Annotated in this window: 24 protein-coding genes; 4 read left to right on the top strand and 20 right to left on the bottom strand. The window is 66.6% G+C overall.

What is annotated here, in order from left to right; translation table 11 throughout:
• Nucleotides 1-13: 13 nt before the first annotated feature.
• Both GDR74_RS18615 and GDR74_RS10160 read right to left on the bottom strand, forming a co-directional pair.
• Complete coding sequence (locus tag GDR74_RS18615) at nucleotides 14-199, bottom strand: helix-turn-helix transcriptional regulator (RefSeq protein WP_152586206.1); 186 nt, start codon at nucleotides 197-199, stop codon at nucleotides 14-16.
• 71 nt (nucleotides 200-270) lie between these two features.
• Nucleotides 271-1,542 (bottom strand): tyrosine-type recombinase/integrase, encoded by a 1,272-nt coding sequence (locus tag GDR74_RS10160; RefSeq protein WP_152586205.1) that lies wholly within the window; start codon nucleotides 1,540-1,542, stop codon nucleotides 271-273.
• 335 nt (nucleotides 1,543-1,877) lie between these two features.
• Between GDR74_RS10160 and GDR74_RS18185 the strand changes: the two genes are divergently transcribed.
• Nucleotides 1,878-2,027: a hypothetical protein gene (locus tag GDR74_RS18185; protein WP_194164504.1), complete on the top strand. Its 150-nt coding sequence runs from the start codon at nucleotides 1,878-1,880 to the stop codon at nucleotides 2,025-2,027.
• A 69-nt stretch (nucleotides 2,028-2,096) separates the two neighbouring features.
• Here GDR74_RS18185 and GDR74_RS10155 read toward each other — a convergent pair whose 3' ends face one another.
• The 3 genes from GDR74_RS10155 to GDR74_RS10145 all read right to left on the bottom strand — a co-directional run bounded on the left by GDR74_RS10155 (nucleotide 2,097) and on the right by GDR74_RS10145 (nucleotide 4,561).
• Nucleotides 2,097-3,563, bottom strand: a complete 1,467-nt coding sequence (locus tag GDR74_RS10155; protein WP_152586204.1) for a S1 family peptidase — start codon at nucleotides 3,561-3,563, stop codon at nucleotides 2,097-2,099.
• A 255-nt stretch (nucleotides 3,564-3,818) separates the two neighbouring features.
• Complete coding sequence (locus GDR74_RS10150) at nucleotides 3,819-4,292, bottom strand: DUF411 domain-containing protein (protein ID WP_152586203.1); 474 nt, start codon at nucleotides 4,290-4,292, stop codon at nucleotides 3,819-3,821.
• An 11-nt stretch (nucleotides 4,293-4,303) separates the two neighbouring features.
• Nucleotides 4,304-4,561: a heavy-metal-associated domain-containing protein gene (locus tag GDR74_RS10145; RefSeq protein ID WP_152586202.1), complete on the bottom strand. Its 258-nt coding sequence runs from the start codon at nucleotides 4,559-4,561 to the stop codon at nucleotides 4,304-4,306.
• A 247-nt stretch (nucleotides 4,562-4,808) separates the two neighbouring features.
• Here GDR74_RS10145 and copM point away from each other — a divergent pair, with 247 nt between their 5' ends.
• Nucleotides 4,809-5,333 (top strand): CopM family metallochaperone, encoded by a 525-nt coding sequence (copM, locus tag GDR74_RS10140; RefSeq protein ID WP_246179359.1) that lies wholly within the window; start codon nucleotides 4,809-4,811, stop codon nucleotides 5,331-5,333.
• Between the two features lie 80 nt (nucleotides 5,334-5,413).
• Here the strand turns inward: copM and GDR74_RS10135 are convergent, their stop codons facing one another.
• From GDR74_RS10135 to GDR74_RS10070, 15 genes are all read right to left on the bottom strand, one after another.
• Nucleotides 5,414-6,154: a Spy/CpxP family protein refolding chaperone gene (locus GDR74_RS10135; protein WP_246179357.1), complete on the bottom strand. Its 741-nt coding sequence runs from the start codon at nucleotides 6,152-6,154 to the stop codon at nucleotides 5,414-5,416.
• Nucleotides 6,155-6,324: 170 nt separating this feature from the next.
• Nucleotides 6,325-6,561, bottom strand: coding sequence for a DUF2933 domain-containing protein (locus GDR74_RS10130; RefSeq protein WP_152586201.1), 237 nt, complete (start codon nucleotides 6,559-6,561; stop codon nucleotides 6,325-6,327).
• Between the two features lie 128 nt (nucleotides 6,562-6,689).
• The gene (locus GDR74_RS10125) at nucleotides 6,690-7,721 is read right to left on the bottom strand and encodes a YVTN family beta-propeller repeat protein (protein ID WP_152586200.1); all 1,032 of its coding nucleotides are present in this window, start codon (nucleotides 7,719-7,721) and stop codon (nucleotides 6,690-6,692) included.
• Nucleotides 7,722-8,373: 652 nt separating this feature from the next.
• Entirely contained in the window at nucleotides 8,374-10,770 is a 2,397-nt protein-coding gene (locus GDR74_RS10120; RefSeq protein WP_152586199.1) for a heavy metal translocating P-type ATPase, read from the bottom strand.
• A 21-nt stretch (nucleotides 10,771-10,791) separates the two neighbouring features.
• Nucleotides 10,792-12,678, bottom strand: a complete 1,887-nt coding sequence (locus GDR74_RS10115) for a DUF3141 domain-containing protein (protein WP_152586198.1) — start codon at nucleotides 12,676-12,678, stop codon at nucleotides 10,792-10,794.
• Nucleotides 12,679-12,756: 78 nt separating this feature from the next.
• Complete coding sequence (locus tag GDR74_RS18575; RefSeq protein WP_152586197.1) at nucleotides 12,757-13,461, bottom strand: copper-binding protein; 705 nt, start codon at nucleotides 13,459-13,461, stop codon at nucleotides 12,757-12,759.
• Nucleotides 13,462-13,526: 65 nt separating this feature from the next.
• Nucleotides 13,527-13,817, bottom strand: a complete 291-nt coding sequence (locus GDR74_RS10105; protein ID WP_152586196.1) for a copper-binding protein — start codon at nucleotides 13,815-13,817, stop codon at nucleotides 13,527-13,529.
• A gap of 41 nt (nucleotides 13,818-13,858) precedes the next feature.
• The gene (locus GDR74_RS10100; protein WP_152586195.1) at nucleotides 13,859-14,350 is read right to left on the bottom strand and encodes a cupredoxin domain-containing protein; all 492 of its coding nucleotides are present in this window, start codon (nucleotides 14,348-14,350) and stop codon (nucleotides 13,859-13,861) included.
• 46 nt (nucleotides 14,351-14,396) lie between these two features.
• On the bottom strand, nucleotides 14,397-15,809 hold the full coding sequence (locus GDR74_RS10095; RefSeq protein WP_152586194.1) for a multicopper oxidase family protein: 1,413 nt from the start codon (nucleotides 15,807-15,809) through the stop codon (nucleotides 14,397-14,399).
• Between the two features lie 14 nt (nucleotides 15,810-15,823).
• Entirely contained in the window at nucleotides 15,824-17,308 is a 1,485-nt protein-coding gene (locus GDR74_RS10090) for a TolC family protein (RefSeq protein WP_152586193.1), read from the bottom strand.
• Nucleotides 17,309-17,332: 24 nt separating this feature from the next.
• Complete coding sequence (locus GDR74_RS10085; protein ID WP_194164503.1) at nucleotides 17,333-17,587, bottom strand: hypothetical protein; 255 nt, start codon at nucleotides 17,585-17,587, stop codon at nucleotides 17,333-17,335.
• A gap of 202 nt (nucleotides 17,588-17,789) precedes the next feature.
• Nucleotides 17,790-18,488, bottom strand: coding sequence for a hypothetical protein (locus tag GDR74_RS10080; protein ID WP_152586191.1), 699 nt, complete (start codon nucleotides 18,486-18,488; stop codon nucleotides 17,790-17,792).
• 50 nt (nucleotides 18,489-18,538) lie between these two features.
• Nucleotides 18,539-18,685, bottom strand: a complete 147-nt coding sequence (locus GDR74_RS18180; protein WP_194164502.1) for a hypothetical protein — start codon at nucleotides 18,683-18,685, stop codon at nucleotides 18,539-18,541.
• A gap of 163 nt (nucleotides 18,686-18,848) precedes the next feature.
• The gene (gene rnk, locus GDR74_RS10075; protein WP_152586190.1) at nucleotides 18,849-19,307 is read right to left on the bottom strand and encodes a nucleoside diphosphate kinase regulator; all 459 of its coding nucleotides are present in this window, start codon (nucleotides 19,305-19,307) and stop codon (nucleotides 18,849-18,851) included.
• Between the two features lie 320 nt (nucleotides 19,308-19,627).
• Nucleotides 19,628-20,056: a BA14K family protein gene (locus GDR74_RS10070; RefSeq protein ID WP_152586189.1), complete on the bottom strand. Its 429-nt coding sequence runs from the start codon at nucleotides 20,054-20,056 to the stop codon at nucleotides 19,628-19,630.
• Nucleotides 20,057-20,386: 330 nt separating this feature from the next.
• Here GDR74_RS10070 and GDR74_RS10065 point away from each other — a divergent pair, with 330 nt between their 5' ends.
• Nucleotides 20,387-20,893 (top strand): putative pterin-binding protein, encoded by a 507-nt coding sequence (locus tag GDR74_RS10065; RefSeq protein ID WP_210251015.1) that lies wholly within the window; start codon nucleotides 20,387-20,389, stop codon nucleotides 20,891-20,893.
• A 2-nt stretch (nucleotides 20,894-20,895) separates the two neighbouring features.
• Complete coding sequence (locus GDR74_RS10060; RefSeq protein WP_152586188.1) at nucleotides 20,896-23,040, top strand: sensor histidine kinase; 2,145 nt, start codon at nucleotides 20,896-20,898, stop codon at nucleotides 23,038-23,040.
• Nucleotides 23,041-23,054: the final 14 nt, after the last annotated feature.

The following is a 23,054-nucleotide window of genomic DNA, read 5'->3' as shown; positions in this document are numbered from 1 at the left end:
CGAGGAGTATTCTTCAAACAAATGACCTAGGTTGCCTAGCAATCCAAGCCACGACCTCACTTTCGCGATATGCAACTCGGCCGTCACTTATAGAAATGGGGTCAGGAAATTTTTTCTTGCGCCTCATTCTCCATACGGTTGCTTCGGATAGTCGGACAAGTTGATAAACCTCTTTGGGTAGAAGCAGTTTCTCGATCATTTTATTCTCTCTGTTGCATCTGCTTACACGTACCCTCAAATGCTTTCATCTACAGGCCTGTTTAAGTCGCCTCATGCCGCAGCTTGCAGCTTCTCTGCAATCAGTGCGGCGACGTGCTTTTCCCAAACCTCAAGAGCAGCTTTCTTCTCTCGAAGCCGCTCGTATTTATCGTAGTGAACCCCATGCACGTCACCCTCGACATGGGCTAGTACCGCCCGTCGGTCTTCACGGAGGACTCCGAGTGCGGCGAGCCCCGTTCCTACCGTGCGCCGGAAATCGTGCGGAGTCGGCGGGCGCTCTTTGAGCGACCTTATGGTGCGCTGATCCGGTCCATCGGCAACAAGAGCGGCTATAAGGCGTGCGAGCCCCTGAGAAAGGCTATGGCGGGCCAAGGTCAAGCGGCTGGCGAACTTGGATGCAAAAACGCTTTCGCCGTCACCATCTGCCTCTCGCCGCTTCAGAACGGCTTCCAAAAGCGAGCGAGCCTTAGGTGCTAAAGGCAGGACATGAGGGCGCCGAGCCTTCATGCGAGAGGCGGGAATCTCCCATCGGGCGGCGTCGGCAAGGTCAAGACACACAAGCTCAGCCTGTACCATTCCCGAAACCTCTCCGGGCCGTTGTCCGGTCAAGAGGAGTAGGCGTAGAGCATCGGCCACGTCCTTAGACATATCGGTCGTATCTTTGAGCGCGTGCCAAAGCACGGAAATCTCACTATCCGATAAGACCCGGTCCTTTGACGTTTCCTTTGCTCGTTTCTTTAATCCTGCGACGGGGTTAGCCGGAAGTAACTCGCCATCAACGGCCCAATTAAACATGCCGGAAAGGACAGATTGGGTGCGGTTCGCGCTTACAGGCGCTGTAGCTTTGATTTCGTCGAGGAGGTCTATCACGTCGCGTCGGCGAATTTCGACCACGGGCTTCTCGGCCCACTTTGCGCGCGGGCGTTTCAAATAAGTCTCATCGTTCTTCCAGGATGCCTTGTTAGTTTTCGCATACTCGTCGAGGTAGCGCTCAGCGAGCTTTCCAAACGTGAGAACGTTGTGGGAAAGACCCCGCTTCTTAACTCTTGCCCTCTGCGGGTCCCCGCCATCCGAAACTTGCACTCGGTACCGCATAGCTCGCTCGCGGGCCTCCGAGAGCGGCAGATCGGCGAGCCTCCCAAGAGTGATCCGCTGGAAACCGGCTCCCTCGCGCGGGCGGTAGCGGAACGACCATGAAGCCTTTCCGCTTGCCGCAACCCGGAGGCACAGGCCGGGGGTCTTTTGATCCCAATATTCCACTCGGCCTTCGATCGGCGGAGTTAGAGTTTTGACGAAAGCAGAGGTGAGGGTGACAACAGGCATTCGAGGCACCGATCAGTAATGGCGCCGGGGTTCAACGGGGGTTCAAAATTACGAAAATAGGTGAGGGCGCCTGAAAGCAGGTGAACACCTAAGTAGCTGACCAACAAGGTGCTTTTGATCGCCTTGAAAGCCGCCGAAGGCACCTGAAAGCCGATTTTGGAAGTCTGGGGGACTAGGGGTCGTGGGTTCAAATCCCGCCGCTCCGACCATCTTACTGCTGGCGTTACAGCAGCTTACACGGAGCCGCCTCCTGAGGCGGCTTTGTCGTTTCCGATCCTGACAGCAATAGGCGGCGGTCGCGCCGTGTCGACAAGCACAGCCGGCAGACCGGCGAGATGGACGCCTATACTCTTGAGGGCTTCCTCAGCGCCGCCCGGTGGCTGGGGCGCAAGGTCCTGAACGAGGACGCCTTCCTCCGGGAGGAGCAGGAGCGCGTCTTCGCCTGGGCCCGAACTCCGCCCGATCCCGACGGCCCTGTTGCCTGACCGGGATCGGCTCTCGCATGCCGACCGAGGGACGAGCGTCGTATTCCTCGGGATGCCGGGGCGGCCGGTTTACCTGCACTCGATATAGACGCTGATGCTCTGCGCTTTCTCGGCGAGATCGGCCGGCTTCAGGGCGGCGCCGGCCGCGCCCGTCCGGTAGGACACCTGGTTCACGTCGAGGAAATTGGAGAGGGCCGTCACCTTGACGGCGAAGTTGACGTTCTGGGGAATGTCACCCGACAAGGCCGCGGACTTGAGCGCATTGAGCTTGTAGGTCACGACCCCGACGACGTTCCCCGCCTCGTCGAGCAGCGGACCGCCGGAATTGCCCTGCTGGACGGGGGCGGAGATCTGGACGTGGCGGGCGTCGTCGCCGAGCCCGGCCAGGGCCGTGACGTTGCCCAGGGTAAAGTTGCCGGTACGCGCGAGAACGTCGGACAAGGGATAGCCGAACACGGCGACCGGCTCGCCCAGCCGCAGGCCGAAGCGCAGTTCCGCCACCGCAGGCGGCGTCTGCTCGACCTTCAGGAGCGCAAGATCGTTCGCCTTGTCCCTGGCCAGAACCGTCGCGGTCCGCGGCGGCGACTGGCCGGCCTTGACCATCACGGTCGTGCAGGAGTCGACGACGTGGTGGTTCGAGACGATGTGTCCCTTGTCGGACACGAAGAACCCGGTGCCGGAGGACACGCCGCGCTCCTCCTTGGGAGCGGGGGCGCTCGGCGCCGTGGCGGCGCTCGTGGAAGGGCCGGGTGTTTGCGCCACGGGCGGCGCCTCCCATGGATACCGGGCGGGCTCGATCCTCGGGAAAGGAGCGCCGGTCATGGAGGCCCAGAAGGAGCCGGAAATCACCGTGACCAGACGGTTGCCGTAGATCGGCGGCTCCTCGGTGGACCAGGACATGTCGAAGCCGAGAATGCCGCTGCCGTCGGTGTGATAGCGGACGTAGCGATTGTAGCGTCCCTGGTTCCCGGCGATGACGAAGAAGTCGTCCCGCAGGATCTTGTAGAGTATGTTGTCTCCGCTGGAGACCATCTCGTTCAGCGTGAGGCCGTATGCGGTGCGAACGTCGACGCCGTCGTATGAATTGAAGCTCAGCTTGAAGCGGTTCTTCGGTTCCTTCACCAGGGCGCCGGCAGACGTGCGCTCCGCGAGAAGGTTCAGCCCCATGGGAACCCAGAGGAGCCGCCCACGGGTCGGGTGACCGATGGAGCGGAAGCGCCAATCCTTCAGGACCGTCGCTCCGCTGTCGATCAGGTCCCTGATCTGCTTCTCGGTCAGGAGCCCGGTGGCACTTTCGCCGCGGGAGGTCTGGTATTCCTGAATGGCTCGGTGCAGGCGCCTCGAATAGTTCACGTTGGGGACGGCGGTCCAGTAGCCGGCACTCGTCAGTGCAATCTGGAAGAAGAGGCGTGTCTCGATGTCCAGTTTGAGAAACAGGCGCTCCGCTTCGCGGAAATTGGGATCGCCGCCCTGAGCCCCGGCTCCCGTGGACAGAAGAAGGGACAAGCAGACGGTGGCGATGATACGCGGGAGCATCAAAATTACTCTAAGGCATCGCAGCTCTGTCGCCTAGGGTTATGAGGGGGTAGGGCGGTGTCAACAGGCTTGAAGCACCGGAACTTGTCCCGCGACGACCCGAATCGATTGCATCGTCAGCTTTCCGGGCGTGGCGCAGGAAGGCGAGCGGGTGCCGGCGCAGGGGCAGCCCTTTCGAGCGATCGTCCTCCGCCACCTCGCGTCCTTCGGTCATCGGGAGCAGGGCGACCGCCGGCTCGGTCGCCTCGGGGCGGATCAGACCGGGCGTGTGCCCTGGTAGCGGGCGAAGACGCTCTGGCCCTTGGGCCCGAACAGCACGACCTCGTAGGTGTCCGGGTCGGCGCCCTGGACCTCCATGCCCGGCGAGCCGACCGGCATGCCGGGGACGGCGAGCCCCTTGGCCTGGGGCTTCTCGGCCAGCAGGCGCTTGACCGCGTCCGCCGGCACGTGGCCCTCGATCACGTAGCCGCCGACCTCGGCGGTGTGGCAGGAGGCGAGATCGTCCGGCACCCCGAGGCGCGCCTTCACCCGGTTGACCTGCGGGGTCGTGACGACTTCCACCGGGAAACCGGCCGCCTTCATGTGGTCCACCCAACCGCCGCAGCAGCCGCAGTTCGGGTCCTTGGTGACGACGACCTTGGGCAAGGCTGCCTGCGCAAAGGCCTGTCCGGCCACAAGGGCGGCGCCCGTGGCTCCAAGGACGGTCAGGAAACGGCGGCGGTCGAGCATGGAAATCTCCTTCAGGCTACGGTCGGGGTGTAACCCGCTTCGGTCACGAGGGCCTTGATGGAAGTCAAATCAGTGCTGCCCCGGACCGAGACAAGCTTGGAGGCGGGATCGGCCTCGACGCTCGTGCCGGGCAGGCCCGTCTCGATGGCCTTCTTGATCGTTCCGGCGCAGTGGCCGCAGGTCATGTCCTCGACCCGCAGGGTCAAGGCGGAAGGATCGCGCTCGACGACCCGATCGGCATTGCCCTGGTGGGCGTTGCATCCGCACATGGTGTGTTCTCCGTATCAAAGTGACGATACATGCATCCTGCACCTTCCCACGATGGCAAGGTCAAGGGGGTATGGGTCGATCTGCTCGAGGGGCGGAGCGCATCGGGGAACCGAGAGTCGAAGGCATCTGTTGGCGCACCGGTCCAACGGCAATGCCGTGGACGATCCGGTCCGCTCCGTGCCCCGCCGGTCCGTCGCTTCGGCTCGGCGTGACCCTGGTTCTCGCGCGGCGCCCGGACCCTGAATCGTGAACGAGGAAACCGCCATGACCTTCCGGATGATCGCCCTTGCCACCGCCGTCGCCTCCGTCAGCGCCTGGGGCGCTCTGGCCCAGCAGCCCCAGATGCAGCATCCCTTGGGGAGCCAGATGACCCTGTCGGCCGACAGCCTGCCCGAAGAATGCCGGGCGGCAGTGCAGGCGAGCGGCCAGATGGAGATCATGCAGGGCATGAACATGTCAGGCATGATGCAGAACATGCAGGGCATGACGGCCAACATGCCGGAGGCCCAGAAGGGCTACATGCAGGCGATGGTGAAGATGCACGGTCCGATGATGACCGGCATCATGGCCAAGGACGCGGACGTCGCCTTCATCTGCGGGATGATCGCCCACCACCAGGGCGCGATCGACATGGCCAACGTGGTCATCAAGAGCGGCGACAACGCCGAGGCCAAGAAGATGGCCGAAAAAACGATCAAGGAGCAGGGCCAGGAGATCGCCGAGATGAAGGAGTGGCTCCGGAAGAACGCCAGGAAGGAAGGCAATCGGTGAAGCTGCGGAGCTCCCGCCACCGCAGGGGCCCCCTTCCGCGTATCTGCGGGCCGCGTCCGACGACGGGGCCCGATGCCGCCTCAACGGCTGTCCTGGCCGTCGCCGTCATCGTCGTCGCCCATCATGGCGCCTCCGGAGCCCATCCTGCCGAATCCCATCGTCGCGCCCGGTCCCATGATGCCACGGGGACCCATGGGCGCGAGAACCTGCAAGCGGTTCTTCTGCGCCTCGTCGAGGGTGGCGTAGAGCGGAGCCGCGGCATCGGCGAGCTTGCGCAGGGCGTCCGCTCCCTGGCTCATGCGCTCGGCCATGGCGCGGATCAGGGCGACCCGGTCGCCGGCCATCGCACCCCGGTTCTGGCGCATGGCTTGGATATGGCTGAGGTGCAGCGTCGCGAGGTTGCGAATGGCGGCTTCGACGGGAGGCCACAGCTTCTCCTGATCGGCCGACAGCTTCAGCCCGGCGTGGATCGCGGCGATCTGGGCGTCGACGAAGGCCTTCATGTCCTCGGGCGAGAAGCGGCCCATCATGGCCCGGCCCTGACCCTGACCTTGCATCATGCCGCCCATCATGCCGCGGCCCTGCATCATGCCTTGTCCCATCGTCCCCTGGCCCATCATCCCCTGGCTTTGCATCATCTGCCCCATCGGCATTTGCGACCCAGGCTGCGCGGGCGGCGTCTGAGGTTGGGCAGGGGGCGTGGACTGGGCTTGGGTGACGGAGGTCCCGCCGGGATGGTGCTGATCGTGCTCGGCGGGCGATTGGGCCAGGACGGGCGCGGCGAAGGCGACCAGAACGGCGGCGAGAAGGGGTGTCTTCATGGCAGGCTCTCCTTTGTAGACCCGGTCCATTGCCAGGGAGGACTATTGTCGGCGCGATTTTCGTTTCGTGGGGGCGGGAGCCGGTCGGACCATGCCGCAGTCATGAACCGCAGCATCGGCCACGCCCGCCCCGAACCCGCCCCGCCGCAGGCACTTGAGTACCGCGGCGGTCACTCAGGCTTTCCATGACGATGGCCGTGGCTCCCATGCATGAAGAAATGCATGAGCGGGCAGGCCATCAGCAGCAGGTAGGGCAGGGCAGCCACGATGTGGCCCGTGTGGTTCACGAAGAGGTAGACGCCCAGAGCAGCCAGCGCGAGCGTCACGGCCCAGCCCAGGGGCGTGCCGACCAGGACCCTGCGCCAGTTTTTCGGCGGCGCTTCGGGAATATGAGGTGTGGTGTGCATGGGGAGAGCTTTCCGTTAGCCTTTGGAATTCTGGTCCGTATGCGCCCCGGCCGCTTTGATTTCGCTCAAACGGCCGAGGCTTGGTGGATTCGCTCCTCGGCCAAGCGAGGTCCTTCCGCCCTGAGACGCTAGCGGGCGGCGATTCCGTTCGGTCCTTTCCCGACCGGATAGGTTTTCTCCGCGGCGAGGTCCTTCAGATCGATGGCGGACACGGTGTTCTCGTAGGTGTTGGTGACGTAGGCCGTGTCGCCGTCACGGTCGATGACCACGCCATGGGCACCCTTGCCGACCGTCACGGTCTTCACCGTCTCCCCGCTGTCGAGCGAGACCACCGAGACCCGGTCGTCGGGCTTCGCCGCCGAACCCTGGTTGGCGACGAGAGCCCGCTTGCCGTCCGGCGTGACGAAGACCTGCACCGGCCCGCGGCCGACGGGCGCCGTCCGCAGCACCTTGCGGGAGGCGACGTCGACAATGGCGATCTTGTTCTCGCCGTTGAGGGAGACCACCAGGGTTCGTCCGCTCGGGTCGAACGCGACCTGCACCGGCCCGCGGCCGACGGGAACGTGCTCGACGTTCTCCAGATCCCGCGTGTCCACGAGCGAGACCGTGCCGCTTTTCATGTTGGCGACCGCCAGCAGGCTGCCGTCCGGCGATAGACGCAGGCCGTGCGGGTAGTTCTGCACAGGGATGCGCTCGGTCACCTTACGGCCGGCAAGATCGACGACGATCACCGAGCTGGTGTCGGCATCGGTCAGGTAGGCGAAACGCCCCTTTGCATCGGGAACCACGTGCGCCGGGTGCCCTCCCACCGGCACGGCTTCCGGTGAGCCTGGCATGCTGCCGGACACGTCGATGAGGACGAGCTGGCCGCCCGACGGGCCATGGGCGGCGTGACCGCCGGAGCCGCCTGCGGGCATGCCGGTTGCCAGCAAAAGCCGGCCGTCCGAAGTCAGGTCGACGTTGTGCGGCGAGATGGGGATCGGGACCGTGACGCTCCTAGAGGTTTCGGCGTCGGTGATGGAGATGCTCTGCCCATTCTCGTTGGCCACATAGATTGTGCCGGCCTGGGCGCCGGCAGCGCCGAGAGACATGGCACCAAGAGCCATGGCGCCAAGAGACGCCACGAGGGCGAGGGCGAATTGGGGTGCGCGTGCGGACATCGCGTTGTCCTTCTGAATTTCGGTGGAGCGGCCTGAGCGATTGTCGCGTCAGATCCGGTTCGGAAATGGCCCTTGGATTGTGTCGCAGGCCGCATCACAGGAGATGCGTCCGAGGGCCACGGCTTCAGGAGCGTGTCACGCGATGGGTCTGGGAGGTTTAAGCTGCGCGTCGGGAGGCAGGCCTGACAGCACCAGGTCGTCCGCGGTGCGGATGCGAACCTTTCCGGCATCCCTTTGGAGAAGGCCTGCATGGGAGGTCCATAAGGCCGGCACGCATCCCGCGGAGCCGACGGGACAGGCCGCATTGCAGGGAAGACTGCCGAATGCGCCCGTGTCATGAGCGCCGCCGCCCGGCGCGTTGCCGTGGTCGGGGGCAACGGCCGGGCCGGCATCCTCATGGCCCAAGGCGAGTGCTGCCAGCCGCGCAGGATGTGCCGGAGCGACGGGATCCGCGGCGGCAGCCCGGCCGCCGCCAAGGACAATCGTGGCGGCTGCCAGAAGAAGCATGCCCGTCAGCACAAGCCAGGATTGGTTCCGGATCCAGTTCATCTCTTCAAATCGGCTTATGGGCCATGGGTTGGACGACCGGAAGACCCTACCGTGTCGGGGGGAGCGAACGTTGCGCCCCGTCAAACTTCGGGACAAACCGGCATCAGAGCCGTACCGTCCGCAGGCGGATGGCGTTGCCGATCACGCTCACCGACGACAGGGCCATGGCGGCCGCCGCGATGATCGGCGAGAGCAGGATGCCGAAGAACGGGTAGAGCACGCCTGCCGCCACCGGCACGCCGAGCGCGTTGTAGATGAAGGCGAAGAACAGGTTCTGGCGGATGTTGCGCATGGTCGCCCGCGACAGCCGCCGGGCCCGCACGATCCCGGTGAGATCGCCTTTCAGCAGGGTCACGCCCGCGCTCTCCATCGCGACATCGGTGCCGGTGCCCATGGCGATGCCCACATCCGCCGCCGCGAGCGCCGGCGCGTCGTTCACGCCGTCGCCCGCCATGGCAACCACGCGCCCCGCGGCCTTGTAACGCTGGACCACGGCGCTTTTCTGGTCCGGCAGGACCTCCGCCTCCACATCGTCGATCCCGAGCCGGCGAGCCACCGCCTTGGCCGTCGTCCAGTTGTCGCCGGTGAGCATCACCACCCGCACGCCCTCGGCCTTGAGGCCGGCGAGCGCTTCGGGCGTCGAAGCCTTGACCGGATCGGCGATGGCGATGGCACCCGCCACGCGGCCGTCGATGCCGGCGAAGATCGCCGTCGCGCCGTCCTCCCGCAGCCGGTCGGCCTGCTCGGCCAGAGGGCCGATGTCGATGCCGTGCTCGGCCAGGAAGGTCTTGTTGCCGAGCACGACGCGGCGGCCTTCCACCGTGCCCAGCGCGCCCTTGCCGGTCGGCGAATCGAAGTCCGTGACCCGAGCCGTGGCGATGCCCTGCTTTTCGGCGGCTGACACGATAGCGACCGCGAGCGGATGTTCGCTGGCGCGTTCCACGCTCGCCGACAGGCGCAGGACCTCGGCTTCCGTGAAGCCTTGGGCCGGCACGACGGCCGTCACGGCCGGCTTGCCCTCGGTGAGCGTGCCGGTCTTGTCGACCACGAGGGTATCGACCTTCTCCATGTGCTCCAGCGCCTCGGCGTTCTTGATCAGCACGCCGGCCCCGGCGCCGCGGCCGACGCCCACCATGATCGACATCGGCGTGGCGAGGCCGAGGGCACAGGGGCAGGCGATGATGAGAACCGCCACGGCGGCCACGAGGCCGTAGGAGAACTGCGGCTCGGGCCCCCAGATCGCCCAGGCCAGGAAGGCAAGCCCTGCGACCACGATCACGGCCGGGACGAAGTAGCCGGAGACATGGTCGGCCAGGCGCTGGATCGGGGCGCGGCTGCGCTGGGCTTCCGCCACGAGCTGCACGATCTGCGCCAGCATGGTGTCGCGCCCGACCTTCCGGGCTTCGATCACGAGGGCACCGGACTGGTTCATGGTGCCGCCGATCGCCTTGGCCCCGATCTCCTTGGTCACGGGCATGGACTCGCCGGTGACCATCGACTCGTCGACCGCGCTGCGTCCCTCGACGACCACGCCGTCGACCGGCACCTTCTCGCCCGGACGGACCCGCAAGCGGTCGCCGACCTGCACGGTGTCGAGCTGGACCTCCTGCTCGGTGCCGTCCGGCATGATCCTGCGGGCCGTCTTGGGCGCGAGGTCGAGCAGGGCACGGATGGCGCCGCTCGTCGTCTCGCGGGCACGCAGTTCGAGCACCTGGCCGAGCAGGACGAGCACCGTGATGACGGAGGCCGCCTCGAAATAGACCGCCACGGCGCCGTCGTGGCCGCGGAAGGCGGCCGGGAAGACATCGGGCGCGAGCGTCGCGACCATGCTGTAGACCCAGGCCACGCCCGTGCCCATGGCGATCAGGGTGAACATGTTGAGGTTGCGCGTGACGAGCGACTGCCAGCCGCGGACGAAGAAGGGCCAGCCGGCCCACAGCACGACCGGGGTGCCCAGGAGCATCTGGATCCAGTTCGAGGTCTGCTGGCCGATGACGTGGCTCAGGCCGGTCAGGTGGCCGCCCATCTCCAGCGCCACCACGGGGAGCGACAAGACCAGGCCGATCCAGAAGCGGCGCGTCATGTCGACGAGCTCGTGGCTCGGGCCCGTCTCTGCCGTTGCGAGGACGGGTTCGAGCGCCATGCCGCAGATCGGGCAGGAGCCGGGTCCGACCTGGCGGATCTGCGGATGCATCGGGCAGGTGTAGATCGTGCCTTCGGGCACGGCTTCCGCCTTGCGGGCCGCTGCCGGCGCGACGTATTTCGCGGGCTCGGCCAAGAACCTCGACTGGCAGCCGGAGGAGCAGAAATAATACGGCTTGCCCTCGTACTGAGCCCGATGCGGGGTCGCATGCGGGTCGACCGTCATCCCGCAGACCGGATCCTTCACCTTTCGGGCGTCAGCGGTGGGCTCATGACGATGGTGATGTCCCGCGTGGGCGCCATGGTCATGATGGTGCTCTTGGCCCTCGTGACCTTTGGTGGCTGGGGTGTCGGTCATGGCGGTTCTCCGCTTGCGCCTCTATGCGATACGGGGAAGCCTGAGGCTTCCCATGATGGGAAGGTCAAGCGTGCCGGTTAGGGGGCTTGATTGCCGGGGCCGGGGAGGCGGACCTCCACCGAACGCAGCTTCGAACAGGCGCTCCGCCCAGGCGTCTCGGACCCTCCGGCCGGTCTCGATCATGCGAGTCACATCGCCGAACCAGGCCGTCTCCGCCGCCTTGAACGGGTTGTCCGGCGGGAGCGGCATGCGATCCTGCTCCATCGCCGCCAGCATGTGGACGCCGCGCATCCAGGGGTTGAAGGCCTCCGCGAACATCGTGCGGCTCACGCGCATGGGATGGAGCGCCTCGGCCATGGCCGCGGACCGCGGCGTCACGGCGGCCTGGACCCAGGGGCTTACGAAGGTCCGGTACGCCGCCTCGTTCGCCTCGGAAATCGCCCGAACGCGCTCGAAGGAACTCCTGGGGTAGTCGAACCGCAGATCCTCGACCCGCCGTTCTTCGAACGTGACCTCTGCGGTCCCGGCGTCGGTCGCAGGATTGCCGATCATCATCTCCCAGAGGCCGGGCGCAAGCGCCTCGATTCGGGGGAGATTCGCCAGGATCGCACGGTGCTCCAGGTTGGCGACCTTGGCGGAGACGAAGATCCCGAGATGCCCGACATGCGGGTTGGTCAGGTAAACGATCCGCTGTCCGGCCTGCTTGAGGTTCTCGGTGGTGGCATAAACCGCCGGGATCCAGCCGAGGGCTTGATGGGGCGGGGCGATGTTGTCGCCGTAGGAGGCGAAGATCACCAGCGGGTTCCGGATCCGCCGCAAGTCGACATGGCAGCCGTCGCAGACCTGCACGAGGCCTTTCTCCAGCCGGTTGCCGACGAAGAGGTTCTCGACGATGGCGACGATCTCCTCCCGGCTCAGAAAGTAGAAGCCGTTCCACCAGCGCTCGAATTCCAGGAAGCGCTCCCGCTCGGTCTCGATATGGGCGAACAGATTGGCGTACTTCTCCCAGACCGCCTCCGGCTTGAGGCTCTCGAAGTTCTGCACGAGCCAGGCGCCGTCGAACCGTCCTTGGCCGAGATCGGCGAGCAGGTGGACGAGCCATGCGCCACCGACCAAGCCGCCGGCGATCCGCATCGGGTTGATGCCGGACTCCCCGGCCCAGTACGACAGGGGCGAGCCGTTGAGGACCGCCGGTCCGACGAGGCCGGCGCAGTCGGCGGCCAGGATCGTGATCGCCCATCCGGCCTGGCAGTTCCCATACAGAACGGGTGCGCGGCCCTCGTGCCGCTTGGCAACCTCTTCGACGAAGCGCCGGAGCGTGCCGAGGACATCGCGCAGGGTTTGGCCCGGAACCGGCTCCGGTCCGAATGCCACGAAGTAGACGGGATGTCCGGCCCGGAGCGCCAGGCCAACCTCGGAGTCGCGCTTGAAGCCGCCGATGCCGGGCCCGTGGCCGGCGCGGGGATCGAAGACGATCACCGGCGGCTTTCCGGCGCTCAGGCAATCCTCCAGGCAGTCGTCACCCACACGGGTGATCCGCAGCAGGGAGTAGTTGGTCGGACGCTCGAGCCGCCGGGCATCCAGAAGGATTTCGCAGTCGAAATCGAGGAGGGGCGGCTTCCCGGCACGCTCGTGCGCCAGCATGTTGTCCGCCCGTTGCCGCAGCGTGTCCCAGAACAGGACCGAGCGCTCGGAGACGTCCCAGGCATAGGCCGCAAGGTCGCCGAATGCGGTCCATGGATGGGCCGGAGCGGTCTTGGCATCGGGGGATGCAACGGTTCGGGACCGGGCCGCCTTGGACGCAGCCCGTTCCTCGGCCCGTGCCTGGCGCTCGCTCACGACCTGAAGCCGTGCCCGACCTGTACGGGCGGCTGAGCGTGAGATCGATTTCGGTTGGGTGGATGCCATTACGCTCTCCTGTCCTCGCACCCGTATCCGACCTGCCCCCGGCCTCCCTTGATCGCGATCAACAAGCGCTGGTCTGCGCTACTTGCCTTTCTGGATCGTGACGACGCTGATCTGTCCGTTCACGCGGTCGGCCTGGAACCGGACCCTATCGCCGGCCTTCACGCCTTTCAGGACTGCCGGATCCTGGACCCGGAACACCATGGTCATGGCGTCCATGCTCAGGTTGGGGATCGGGCCGTGGTCGAGCGTGATCTTGCCGGCGCCCGCATCGACCTTCTCGACCGTTCCGGACACCATCGGGAGCTGGCGGGCGGATTCCTGCGCAGCGGGTTGCGCGGGAGCGGCGGCCTGCACCTGCGGGGCCGGTGGGCCCGTCCGGTCGAGCGGTCCGGACCCGTGCGGCGGCTGGTCCGCCCTGGCGCGGTAGTCCGCCTGGCGGTTGCGGACCTGCCACTCCTTCAGTTCGGAAATCTGCTTCTGCTGCTCGTCGATGATCCTCTGTGCCATCCGCCGGAGCTGCTCGTCCGCGCCATGCTCCAGCTGGGTCCGGGCGAGGAAGATCAGGTCCTCGTGATGGGCGATGAGCAGCGCGGCGAAATCCCTGTCGGGATCGCCGGCGAGTTTCATGTCCTTGAAGCGGTCGGCCATGACCTCGCGGACACGCTCATAGGCCGCCGGCGCGCCCTTGGCGGGCTGCGCCTGCGCAGAGCGGGCCGGGCCGACGATGGCCCATGCGGCGGCGAGGGCTCCAACGGCGGTGAGTGTAAGGGCGAAGCGCTTCATGACGGAATCTCTCTTCAAACACAGGGAACGCCCCGCAGGTCGCAACCTGCGGGGCATCGAGGGCCTTACGAGCCCTTCTTGATCGAAGTGACGCTGATCTGGCCGTTCACGCGGTCGGCGGTGAACTGGACCTTGTCGCCGGCCTTCAGGCCCTTGAGAAGGGCGGGGTCCTGGGCGCGGAACACCATGGTCATCGCATCCATGTCGAGGTTCGGAATCGGGCCGTGCTCGATGGTGATCTTTCCGGCGCCAGCGTCGACCTTCTCGACCGTGCCCGACACGGTCGGCAGGCTCTGCGCGAGGGCCGCGCCCGAGAGGCCGAGGGCAGCGACGAGGCCGATAGCGAGACGTTTCATGGAGGAACTCCTTCTTCGGGTGGTGGGGTGAGAGAGGGCCGTCACTTGACGACGACGATGCCGTGCATGCCCGACTCGTAGTGGCCCGGGATGAGGCAGGCGAACTCGAAGGTGCCGGGCCTGGTGAAGCGCCAGACGATCTCGTTGGAGCCTTTCGGCGCGAGACGTTTCCCGTTCGGGTCGTCATGCTCCATGTCGGGGTTCCTCTCCATGGCGATCTTGTGCTTGGCGTTCCGCTCGGGCGTGTCGAGCATGAACTCGTGATCGACCTGGCCGTGGTTCCTGAGCACGAACTTCACCTGCTCGCCGCGCTTGATCTCGACCCGGTTGGGCTCGAACAGCATCTTCGCGTCCTCGGTCTCCTTCATGGTGACCTCGATGGTGCGGGCCACGGGCTTCTTCGGGTCGCCCGGCTCGCCGGCGGCGAAGGACTTGTGGCTGTGGCCGGGCTCGCCGGGACCGGCAAGGGCCAGCCCGGCCGAAAGGGCCAGCGCTGCGGCGGCGCCCATGAGGGCGGAAAGGCGTGTCTTCATCGATTGCTCCTTCGGCATCGTTTCTCGTCGGGATCGGTGATTGCGATCAGTGGTTGCCATGGCCGCCGGCGGTGCGGGCGGGTCTCCTGCGTGGGTCGGCGGCCCTGAACTCCGCCGCCTTCACGCCGCTGTCGGGCGAGGTCGCGCGGGCGGGCTCGGCGAGCTGCTCGCCCTTCCACTCGTAGGCGACCGTCCCCTCCGGATGCCGGTACCAGCCCGGATCCTTGTAATCGTCGGAGGCCAGGCCCGGCCGCACCTTCACGACCGAGAACATGCCGCCCATCTCGACCGGGCCGAACTGGGCGAAGCCCGTCATCATCGGCAGGGTGTTGTCGGGCAGCGGCATCTCCATGGATCCCATCTCGCCCATGCCGGCCGAGCCCATCGGCATGTAGCCGGGCGCCACCTTCCTGATGGCGGGCGCGGTCTTCTTCATGTTCACGCCGATGTAGGTCTTCACGTCGTGGCCCATGGCGTTCATGGTGTGGTGCGACTTGTGGCAGTGGATCGCCCAGTCGCCCGGCGCATCCGCGACGAACTCGAAGGCCCGCATCTGCCCGACTGCCACGTCGACGGAGACCTCCGGCCATTGCGCCGTCTCCGGCACCCAGCCGCCGTCGGTGCACGTGACCTTGAAGTCGTAGCCGTGCATGTGGATCGGGTGGTTGGTCATGGTCAGGTTGCCGAACCGGATCCGCACCTTGTCGCCCTGCCGCACCACGAATGGGTCAATGCCCGGGAACACGCGCGAGTTCCAGCACCAGAGGTTGAAGTCGAGCATCGTGTTGACCTTCGGCACGTAGCTTCCGGCTTCGATGTCGAAGGCGTTGAGCAGGAACACGAAGTCGCGGTCGACGCGACGGAAGGCGGGATCGCGCGGGTGCACGACGAAGAAGCCCATCATGCCCATCGCCATCTGCACCATCTCGTCCGAATGCGGGTGGTACATGAACGTGCCGGACTTCTGGCAGATGAACTCGTACACGAAGGTCTTGCCCGGCGGGATATGCGGCTGGGTCAGGCCGCCGACTCCGTCCATGCCGTTGGGCAGAAGCTGGCCGTGCCAGTGCACCGCCGTGTTCTCCGGCAGCTTGTTGGTGACGAAGATGCGCACCTTGTCGCCCTCGACCGCCTCGATGGTCGGACCGGGCGACTGGCCGTTGTAGCCCCACAGGTGCGCCTTCATGCCGGGCGCGAGCTCGCGCACCACGGGCTCGGCGACGAGGTGGAACTCCTTCCAGTCGCCGTTCTGCCGCCAGGGCAGGGTCCAGCCGTTGAGGGTGACGACGGGCTGGTAGTCCGGTCCGCTCTTCGGGTAGAGCGGCGGCTGCATGGTGGCCTCGGTCATGATCGGCGCCTCGGGCAGGCTCGCGGCCTGCGCGCGCCCGCTGATCATGGTGGCTCCGGCGAGGGCGAGGCCTCCGGCGCCGAGGAAGTTCCTGCGCGATAGATCGGTCATCGGTCTCTCCCTGGTCAGTGCCCGCCACCGCCGCCAGCGGCGGCGGCCACGGCTTCCCTGCCGCCTTCGGGGCCGCCGCTGCCGGCTCCGCCGCCGACGAGGGCGGCCTTGAGGTCGGTGGCGGCGATCCAGAAGTCGCGGCGGGCATTGATGGCATCGACGTTGCTGAGGATGCGGGCGCGGGCGTCGAGGATGAGCTGGCTCACGTCGACGAGCATGCCGCTGTACTGGAGCAGGGCCTCGTCCTGGATCCGCTTCTGCAGCGGCAGGACGCGGCTCTGGTAGTGGCGGGCGAGGTCGTAGTTGCCGCGGTAGCGCAGGTAGGCCTCCCGCGCCTCGGACCGGACGTTGACGGCCCGTTCCGCGAGCCGGTTGGCGGCAGCCATGTAGGTCTCCCGGGCGTTGCGCACCCCTACCGCGCCGAAGTCGTAGATCGGGATCGTGAACGCGATTTCCAGCCCGCGCCGGTTGAGCTTCTCCTTCTCGACCTCGACCTCGCCGTGGTCGACCGAGACGGTCTTCACCCGCTCATAGTTCGAGGTTCCGGCAAGTTCGATGTCGGAGACGAAGCGGGTGGCATTCGTCAGGCCGAACTGGCGGGCGGTCGCCTCCAGATCGTGGCGCAGGGCCTGCAGGTCGACACGCCGCTCCAGCGCCCGCCGCTCGATGTCCTGGGCGGAGGCGATGCGGGCCGGCAGGGGCGGCAGCGAACTCGGCAGGCGGAAGTCGATGTCCCGGCCCCACAGGCCGAGCTGCCGGATCAGGCGCTCGCGGGCGACCTTCTGCTCGATCCGGGCGCGGGCGAGCTGGGCCCCCAGTTCCTGGTAGAACGCGTGCTCGCGGGCCTGCTCCAGCTTGTTCAGCGCGCCGGTCTCGCCGAGCTGCTTGGCGAGCTCGGAGGCCGTTTCGGCCGTCGCCAGCGCCTGCTGCATGAAGGCGACCTGCTGGTTGGCGGCAACCGCCCGGTAGTATTCCCGGCGCGTCTCGGCGGCGAGGCGCAGCACCGCCTCTGCGGTCCGGAACTGGGCCGCGCGGAAGCGCTGCTCGGCAATCGCCGCCCGGGCCGGCAGGGTGGCAAGCTCGAACAGTCCGATCAGGATCTGGCGCTCGATCTCCAGCTCCAGGTTGCCGCCGAGGCGGGACAGGGAGATTGTCGGGTTCGGGGGCAGGCTGTTCTGGATGTACGCGGCCTCGGAAACGCCGAGCTCGTTGAACGCAGCCTGCAAACCCCTGTTCTTGAGCAGGGCGATCTGGACGGCGCTGTCCGCCGTGAGCGGCCGCTTCAGCAGTTCCTCGACCCGGTGCTGAATGGCAGCGGCCTCGGCCCCGCCGGTGATCTTGACGACGTCCTTGCCCAGCTCGGCATACGCGACCGTCTGCGCCGTCGACAGGCCCCCGTCAGGCGAGAACGAGACGCAGCCGCCGAGCAGGAGGGTGGCGGCGACACCCCCGAGCAGCCGCAGCCTGCGGGTTGATCCCGCGGAATTCTTTTCGGTCATTGGATGGTCTTCCTGGCGCATGGGTCACCGGCCTCGCCGGGCGGCATCGTTGCTGTCGTCCCGCTCGGGTGCGGCGCCCGGCGCGACGCGCCGGTTGAGCTCGCGCCAGTCGAGGGGCTCGACGACGTCGTACGCACGCACACCCGCGGTCACGGAGGCGTAGCCGGGGCTTCGGAGGCCCACATCGGGATCGGCGGGCGCCGCAAGGTAGGCAGGCGGGGCGGTGGGCACGCAAGCCGCCAGGCCGAGGCCAAGGACGGCAAGGGGGATCGTTTTCATCATGCAATCCGTCTCCGGGCGGACCTCCACAGGGCGGCCGAACGGGGTGGGAGGGATGACGGACGGCACGGCCGTTCGCCATCCTAGGCCTCTTGTTCCGGTCGCGAGCGGGAAGGTGGCCGGTTCGAGCTTCGGGGCGGTCGCGGCCGGCTCTCAGGAGCGGGCGCGCCGGTTCGTGCGGGCGTTCGCGCCCGCGCCTGGCTCAGACGGTTCGGGGAGGCCTGTCGAGGCGGCCCACGACGATGCCTGCGACCTGTTCGTCGCCGGGCATGGCTATGGGAAGGCGGGACCCAGCGGGGGAGTGGAGGATGGGAAGGGCGGTGTCCTGGACGGCATGACAGGTGCCCATGCTGCAGCAGACGGGGCCGGCGCAGTCCTGACCCCCCTGAGGGCGATCCGCAGAAGCGCTCGACACGGTGTCGTCATGCGACGCTGCGCCGCCCGCATGCCCATGCTCCCCGCCGATGGCAGCATGGTCATGGGTGGGCCCGGCGCTGGTCACCGCAGCATGCCGGTGCCCAGCCGACGCAGCCGCCTGCGGCACGGAGATCGGGAAGATCGCCATGGTGATCGCAAGCAGAGCAACGATGATGGTGCCCATCAGCCGCACAGGTGGAACGCTCCGGTCGGTCGGATTCGGATTTCTTTCACGAAAGCCCCGCTTCGACAAGACGTGGCCCATGGGCTCACCCCAGGGGGAAGGAGAACCGGCGCGGGCCGGATGACCGGCCCATCGAAGCGCGTGCCGCGGGACCGACTCGAAGCGGAGAGGGACGATGTCGATCGTGCGACCTGTCAGGTTCGTCCCGCTGCGGATCGTCCGATCGGTGTCTTGCAGAGATTGAACCACAAAACCCAAGCAGCTGCTGCAGGTCAGATCGCGAATGGGAATGGGACGCATGGCCAGGATCCTTGGATATGCCGAGATCCCTGCCGGTTTGGACCTTGCCATCATGGTAAGGTCAAGGGCAGGAGCGGATCAAGCCGGTTGAGCGCGAGGGGATCGCACTGGCGCGACGCATGGTCGCGCGGCTGACGCGGCAGCTCGACCTGCCGGCGGTCGCGGCCAAAGCCGGGCACGGGCGTGAGCGCGGTCACGCCGGAGCCTTCGGCCGCCAGCTGCAGGCGGCGTGAGGCGTCAGGCCCAGGCGCATGACCTCGCCGACGACGGCGGCGAGCCCCGCTTCGACCACCTCGTGGCCGGCCCTCGTTACGGAGAGCCGATCCGCGAATGTGCGGTTTCCAACGGGGCGCAGCTTTTTCAGCCGTGGGCGCCGTCGTCCCCGCCGGCCGCTTCCGCTTCGACCTTCAGCACCTGCAGGCGGTGTTCCTTGCCCGTGCGCGTGGGCCACAGGATCGACTGCCCCTCGCTGAGACCGATGAGGGCTGCGCCGATGGGCGTCAGGACCGAGATCCGCTTGCGGTCGATATCGGCCTGGTCCGGATAGACGAGGGTGACGCGCTCGGTCCGCCCCGTCTGCTCGTCGCGGAACGTGACCGTCGAGCCCATGACGACGAGCGACGGCTTCTCCGTATCGGGAGGGACCACGCGGGCGCGCTCCAACTCGGTCAGAAGATATTCCGCGACCTCGGGCATGCGGCCTGCGGCCACCTCGGCGAGCTTGAGCAGGCGCTCGTGGTCGTTGGCGCGGATCGCGATGGGGGGCCTCTTCGCGGCGGACGGGCCCTTACGGGTGTCGAGGGACGAGGATACGGACATGGAAAGCTCCACACGGTCTGCGGCCGGCGCAGTCAGGCGGCGGGCGCGGGCTGGAATGAACTGTCGTGGTGAAAGGTAGGAAGAACCGCTCCGGGGATGGTCGCGACGGCGTCGCGCCTCGGCACCCCGGCTTAGGAATGCGCGATCAGCAATCCTGCGGAGAGCAGGCCTCGGGGCATGATGGCGTGGCGGTTCATGGAAGCCATCCTAGTTCCGGCCAGCGGCTTGTCAAATGTGCCGGCCACGGGCGCGCAGGGCGGGAAGATGGCGGAAGAGAGGGGCGGCGGCGCGGCCGATGGGCCGCGCCGGGAGAGCGGGCCTTACGGATAGGTGCAGACGTAGCGCATGCCGTTCCTGGCGAGGAACGTGCCCGTCACCGGATCGTAGGAGCGGTACTTCTTCGCGCAGTAGGCCGCAACGGACGGGCTCACGGTGCCGGGAGGCGGAGGGACGGCGGGCTGCGCCTGGGCGGAATTGGCGATCGCGCCCGCGATCAGCGCACCGGCGGCGAGACCGGCGACGCCCGCGGCGACGGCGGCGCCGTTGTCCCGGCGGTAGTAATAGGGCCGCCCGTAATAGTAAGGCCGGCCGTAGTAATAGCCGCGGCGATAATAGTACTGGGAGTAGCTTTCGTTCGGATAGGCCTTCTGCACGTCCGGCAGGGAGGGCCGGGGCAGCATATCCGCGCTTGCCGGCAGTGAGGTGGCAAGGGTTGCCGCACCGATCAGGGCCGCCATGAACTTGCGCATTTCTTACTCCTGAAGGCGACGGGGCCGGAAGGGCCGACCGTCTGGGAATTCAAGCCTTACTATAGCCCGAAGAGACCTTGGCACACAATCGGCCGCCAGGGGCGCGGGCCGCCCCGGGACCGTTTCGAGGCGTTGCAGGTGCGCCGGCGCACGGCCGGGGAGCGGAAGTTGCCCGTTTCGCCGAAGGCGTGGCCGGAATGGGGGCCGACCTGTGCGCGGCACCGTGGCAGGAGCCAATTCGCCAAATCTCTAGGGAAAGCACACGCTTTCCCTCAAGACTTCTGCAGAAGAATGTGATTATGTTATCAAGTTGTCTTCGGCGGGGCTCCCATGCGCAGTTACGCGTTGTTCGTTCTGTTCCTCCTCGGCCTGGCTTGCGCTCCGCAGGCCGGGGCGGGCGAGGCGTTGCCGGCACCCAGGGGAGCCGTGATCCTGACCGTCTCCGGCGCCATCGAGGCGACCAACGGCGCAGGCCAGGCCCGCTTCGACCGGGAGATGCTGGAGGCCCTCGGAATGGCCTCCTTCCGGACCACGTCCGCCTGGTCGGACGGCGCCCAGCTTTACGAGGGGATCCCCCTCAGGGCCGTGCTCGACCGGGTCGGCGCCCGGGGCAGCCGGATCATCGCCTCCGCCCTCAACGGCTACGAGATCGCGATCCCCTCCGAGGACCTGAAATTCCCGCTTCTCCTGGCGACGAAGGTGGACGGTCGCGTCCTTACGCTACGGGACAAGGGCCCGCTCTGGATCGTCTATCCCCGTGACGACTATCCGGAACTGGCCGATGTCCGGTACGAGTCGCGTTGGGTCTGGCAATTGAACCGCCTGCACATCGAGTGACGATGAACGCGAACTTGAAAAGCTACAGGACGGCTCTCGTCATCCTCGTCGCCATCGCGAGCATGGTGGCGTGCCTCGTCTTCACCGTGGCGCGCCTCCTGGAGGTCGAGAACGATCTTCGCAGCGAAGACACCCACACCAATCTCTGGCAGATCACGCAGACCCAGTTCGAGGCCACCCTGTTCGCAGAGAGCCTGGCCCGGTTCGCGGCCCGCGAGACCTTCACGGATTCCGAGGAGGCGCCCGATTTCCGGATCGCCATTCTCGTCAGCCGCCTCGCCGTCCTCCTGGACGGCCCCCAGGGCCGTCTGATCGAGCAGTTCGGGCAGCTCGGAGACCTCAAGCGCGCCTATCTCCAGCTCACCCTCGCCGAGCCGCTGGTGACCGGCGACCTGAACCCGGCCGTCGCCATGCGGCTCAGGGCGGAGGCGCGGTCGCTTGCCCAGGAGCTGCGGGACATCGCCAACAAGGTGATGGTCCTCAACCGGGAGCAGGGCGCCCTCAAGCGGTCCATGTACCTGCGCGTGGTGTTCGAGGGGATCGTCTTCGTCGTTGGGATCGTCCTGAGCGCCTCCTTCCTGCTCCTGCGCCTGTTCAAGGGCGTGTACGAGGCGAGCCAGGCCAAGCGCCTCCTGCGCCAGGAGCAGGAACTGTCGGACCTCGTCATCAACAACATCAGCAATCAGGGCATCGTCATCTTCGACGAGCAGCTGAGCTGCCTTCTGTGGAACCCGGGGATGGAAACCCTGCTCGGGCTCAACGCGGACAATACGGTCGGCCACCGGCTCCAGACCCTCGATCCGATCTTCGCGAAACCGGAAGTCCGAAAAGGACTGACGGAGGCGCTCTACGGCACGAGCTCGACCCTGGAGAACGAGGGTCTCTCGCCGCAGGGGCAGGCCCGTTGCCTCGAGATCAACTGCTTTCCGCTCCTCATCGCCGAGCGCCGCCTCGGCATCGCCTTCATCCGTGACGTCACGGAGCAATGGGAGGCCCGCAAGCAGGCCGAGCGGCAGAACTTCGACCTCGCGATCACCGTCCAGCAGAGGACGGCGGCTCTCCAGCAGGCGGAGCGGCGGCTCATCGCCGCCATCGAGACCGCGCCGGACGGTTTCGCCGCCTTCGACTGGAGCGGCAAGCTTCTCTTCGCCAACGAACAGATCCGCTCTGCCGAGCCGGTGACCGTCTGGTGCGCGGAGGAGATGACGCTCCCGACCTTTCTGCGCTGCTTCGCCATGTGCGAGGGGGCGGACGAGCGCCTGCTCGCACACGACGATGCCTTCGTCGATATCGAGCTCGACCTGCGGATCCGGGGAGAGAACTGGGCGCACCTGTCGGTGACCACCGTCGACGGGGGGACCATCTTCGTCCGGCTCACGGACATCTCGGGATACAAGCAGGCGGCGCAGGCGCTACAGTCCGCCCTCGACCGGGAGCGGGAAACCACGGGCGCCTACCGCAATTTCGTGTCCATGGTCTCCCACCAGTTCAGGACTCCGCTCGCCATCCTGGATTCGAGCGCCCAGCGCATCCTGCGTCGAGGCCAGAACCTCACCCAGGACGAGCTCATCATTCGCGTCCAACGGATCAGGAGTGCAACCAAGCGCCTGACGCGTCTCGTGGAAAGCGTCCTCAACGCCGCCAAACTGGATGCAGGGCGGATCGAACTGAACCCAGCCTCCTGCAATCTCGTGGATCTGGTCTGGGACATCTGCGAAAGGCAGCAGGAACTGAGCTCACATGCCGAGATCCGCCTGAATGCGCCGGAAACGCCGGTGCAGGTCTATTGCGACAGCATGCTCATCGAGCAGGTCGTCATCAATCTTCTCTCGAACGCGGTCAAATACTCGGGCGAACACCCGGTGGTCGAGGTGAAGATCTGGATGGAGGGCTCCCGCGCCTACTGCTCGGTCCGCGACTGGGGCATCGGCATTCCGGCGGACGAGGTCTCCCGGATCTTCGAGCGCTTCTATCGCGCCAGAACGGCGACGGGGATCGCGGGCACGGGAATCGGCTTGAATTTCGCCCAGAAGATCATGCACTTGCATGGAGGGGAGATTCAGGTGGAAAGTTACGAGGCTGCGGGATCGCTGTTCACGTTCGACCTGCCGATGCTGAACGCCGATCAAAGCCAACAGGCAGCATGAAAGGGGCTTAGCGA

Origin of the sequence: Microvirga thermotolerans (genome assembly GCF_009363855.1) — a bacterium.
Taxonomy (GTDB): domain Bacteria; phylum Pseudomonadota; class Alphaproteobacteria; order Rhizobiales; family Beijerinckiaceae; genus Microvirga; species Microvirga thermotolerans.
This window is presented reverse-complemented; position numbering and strand designations above follow the sequence as displayed.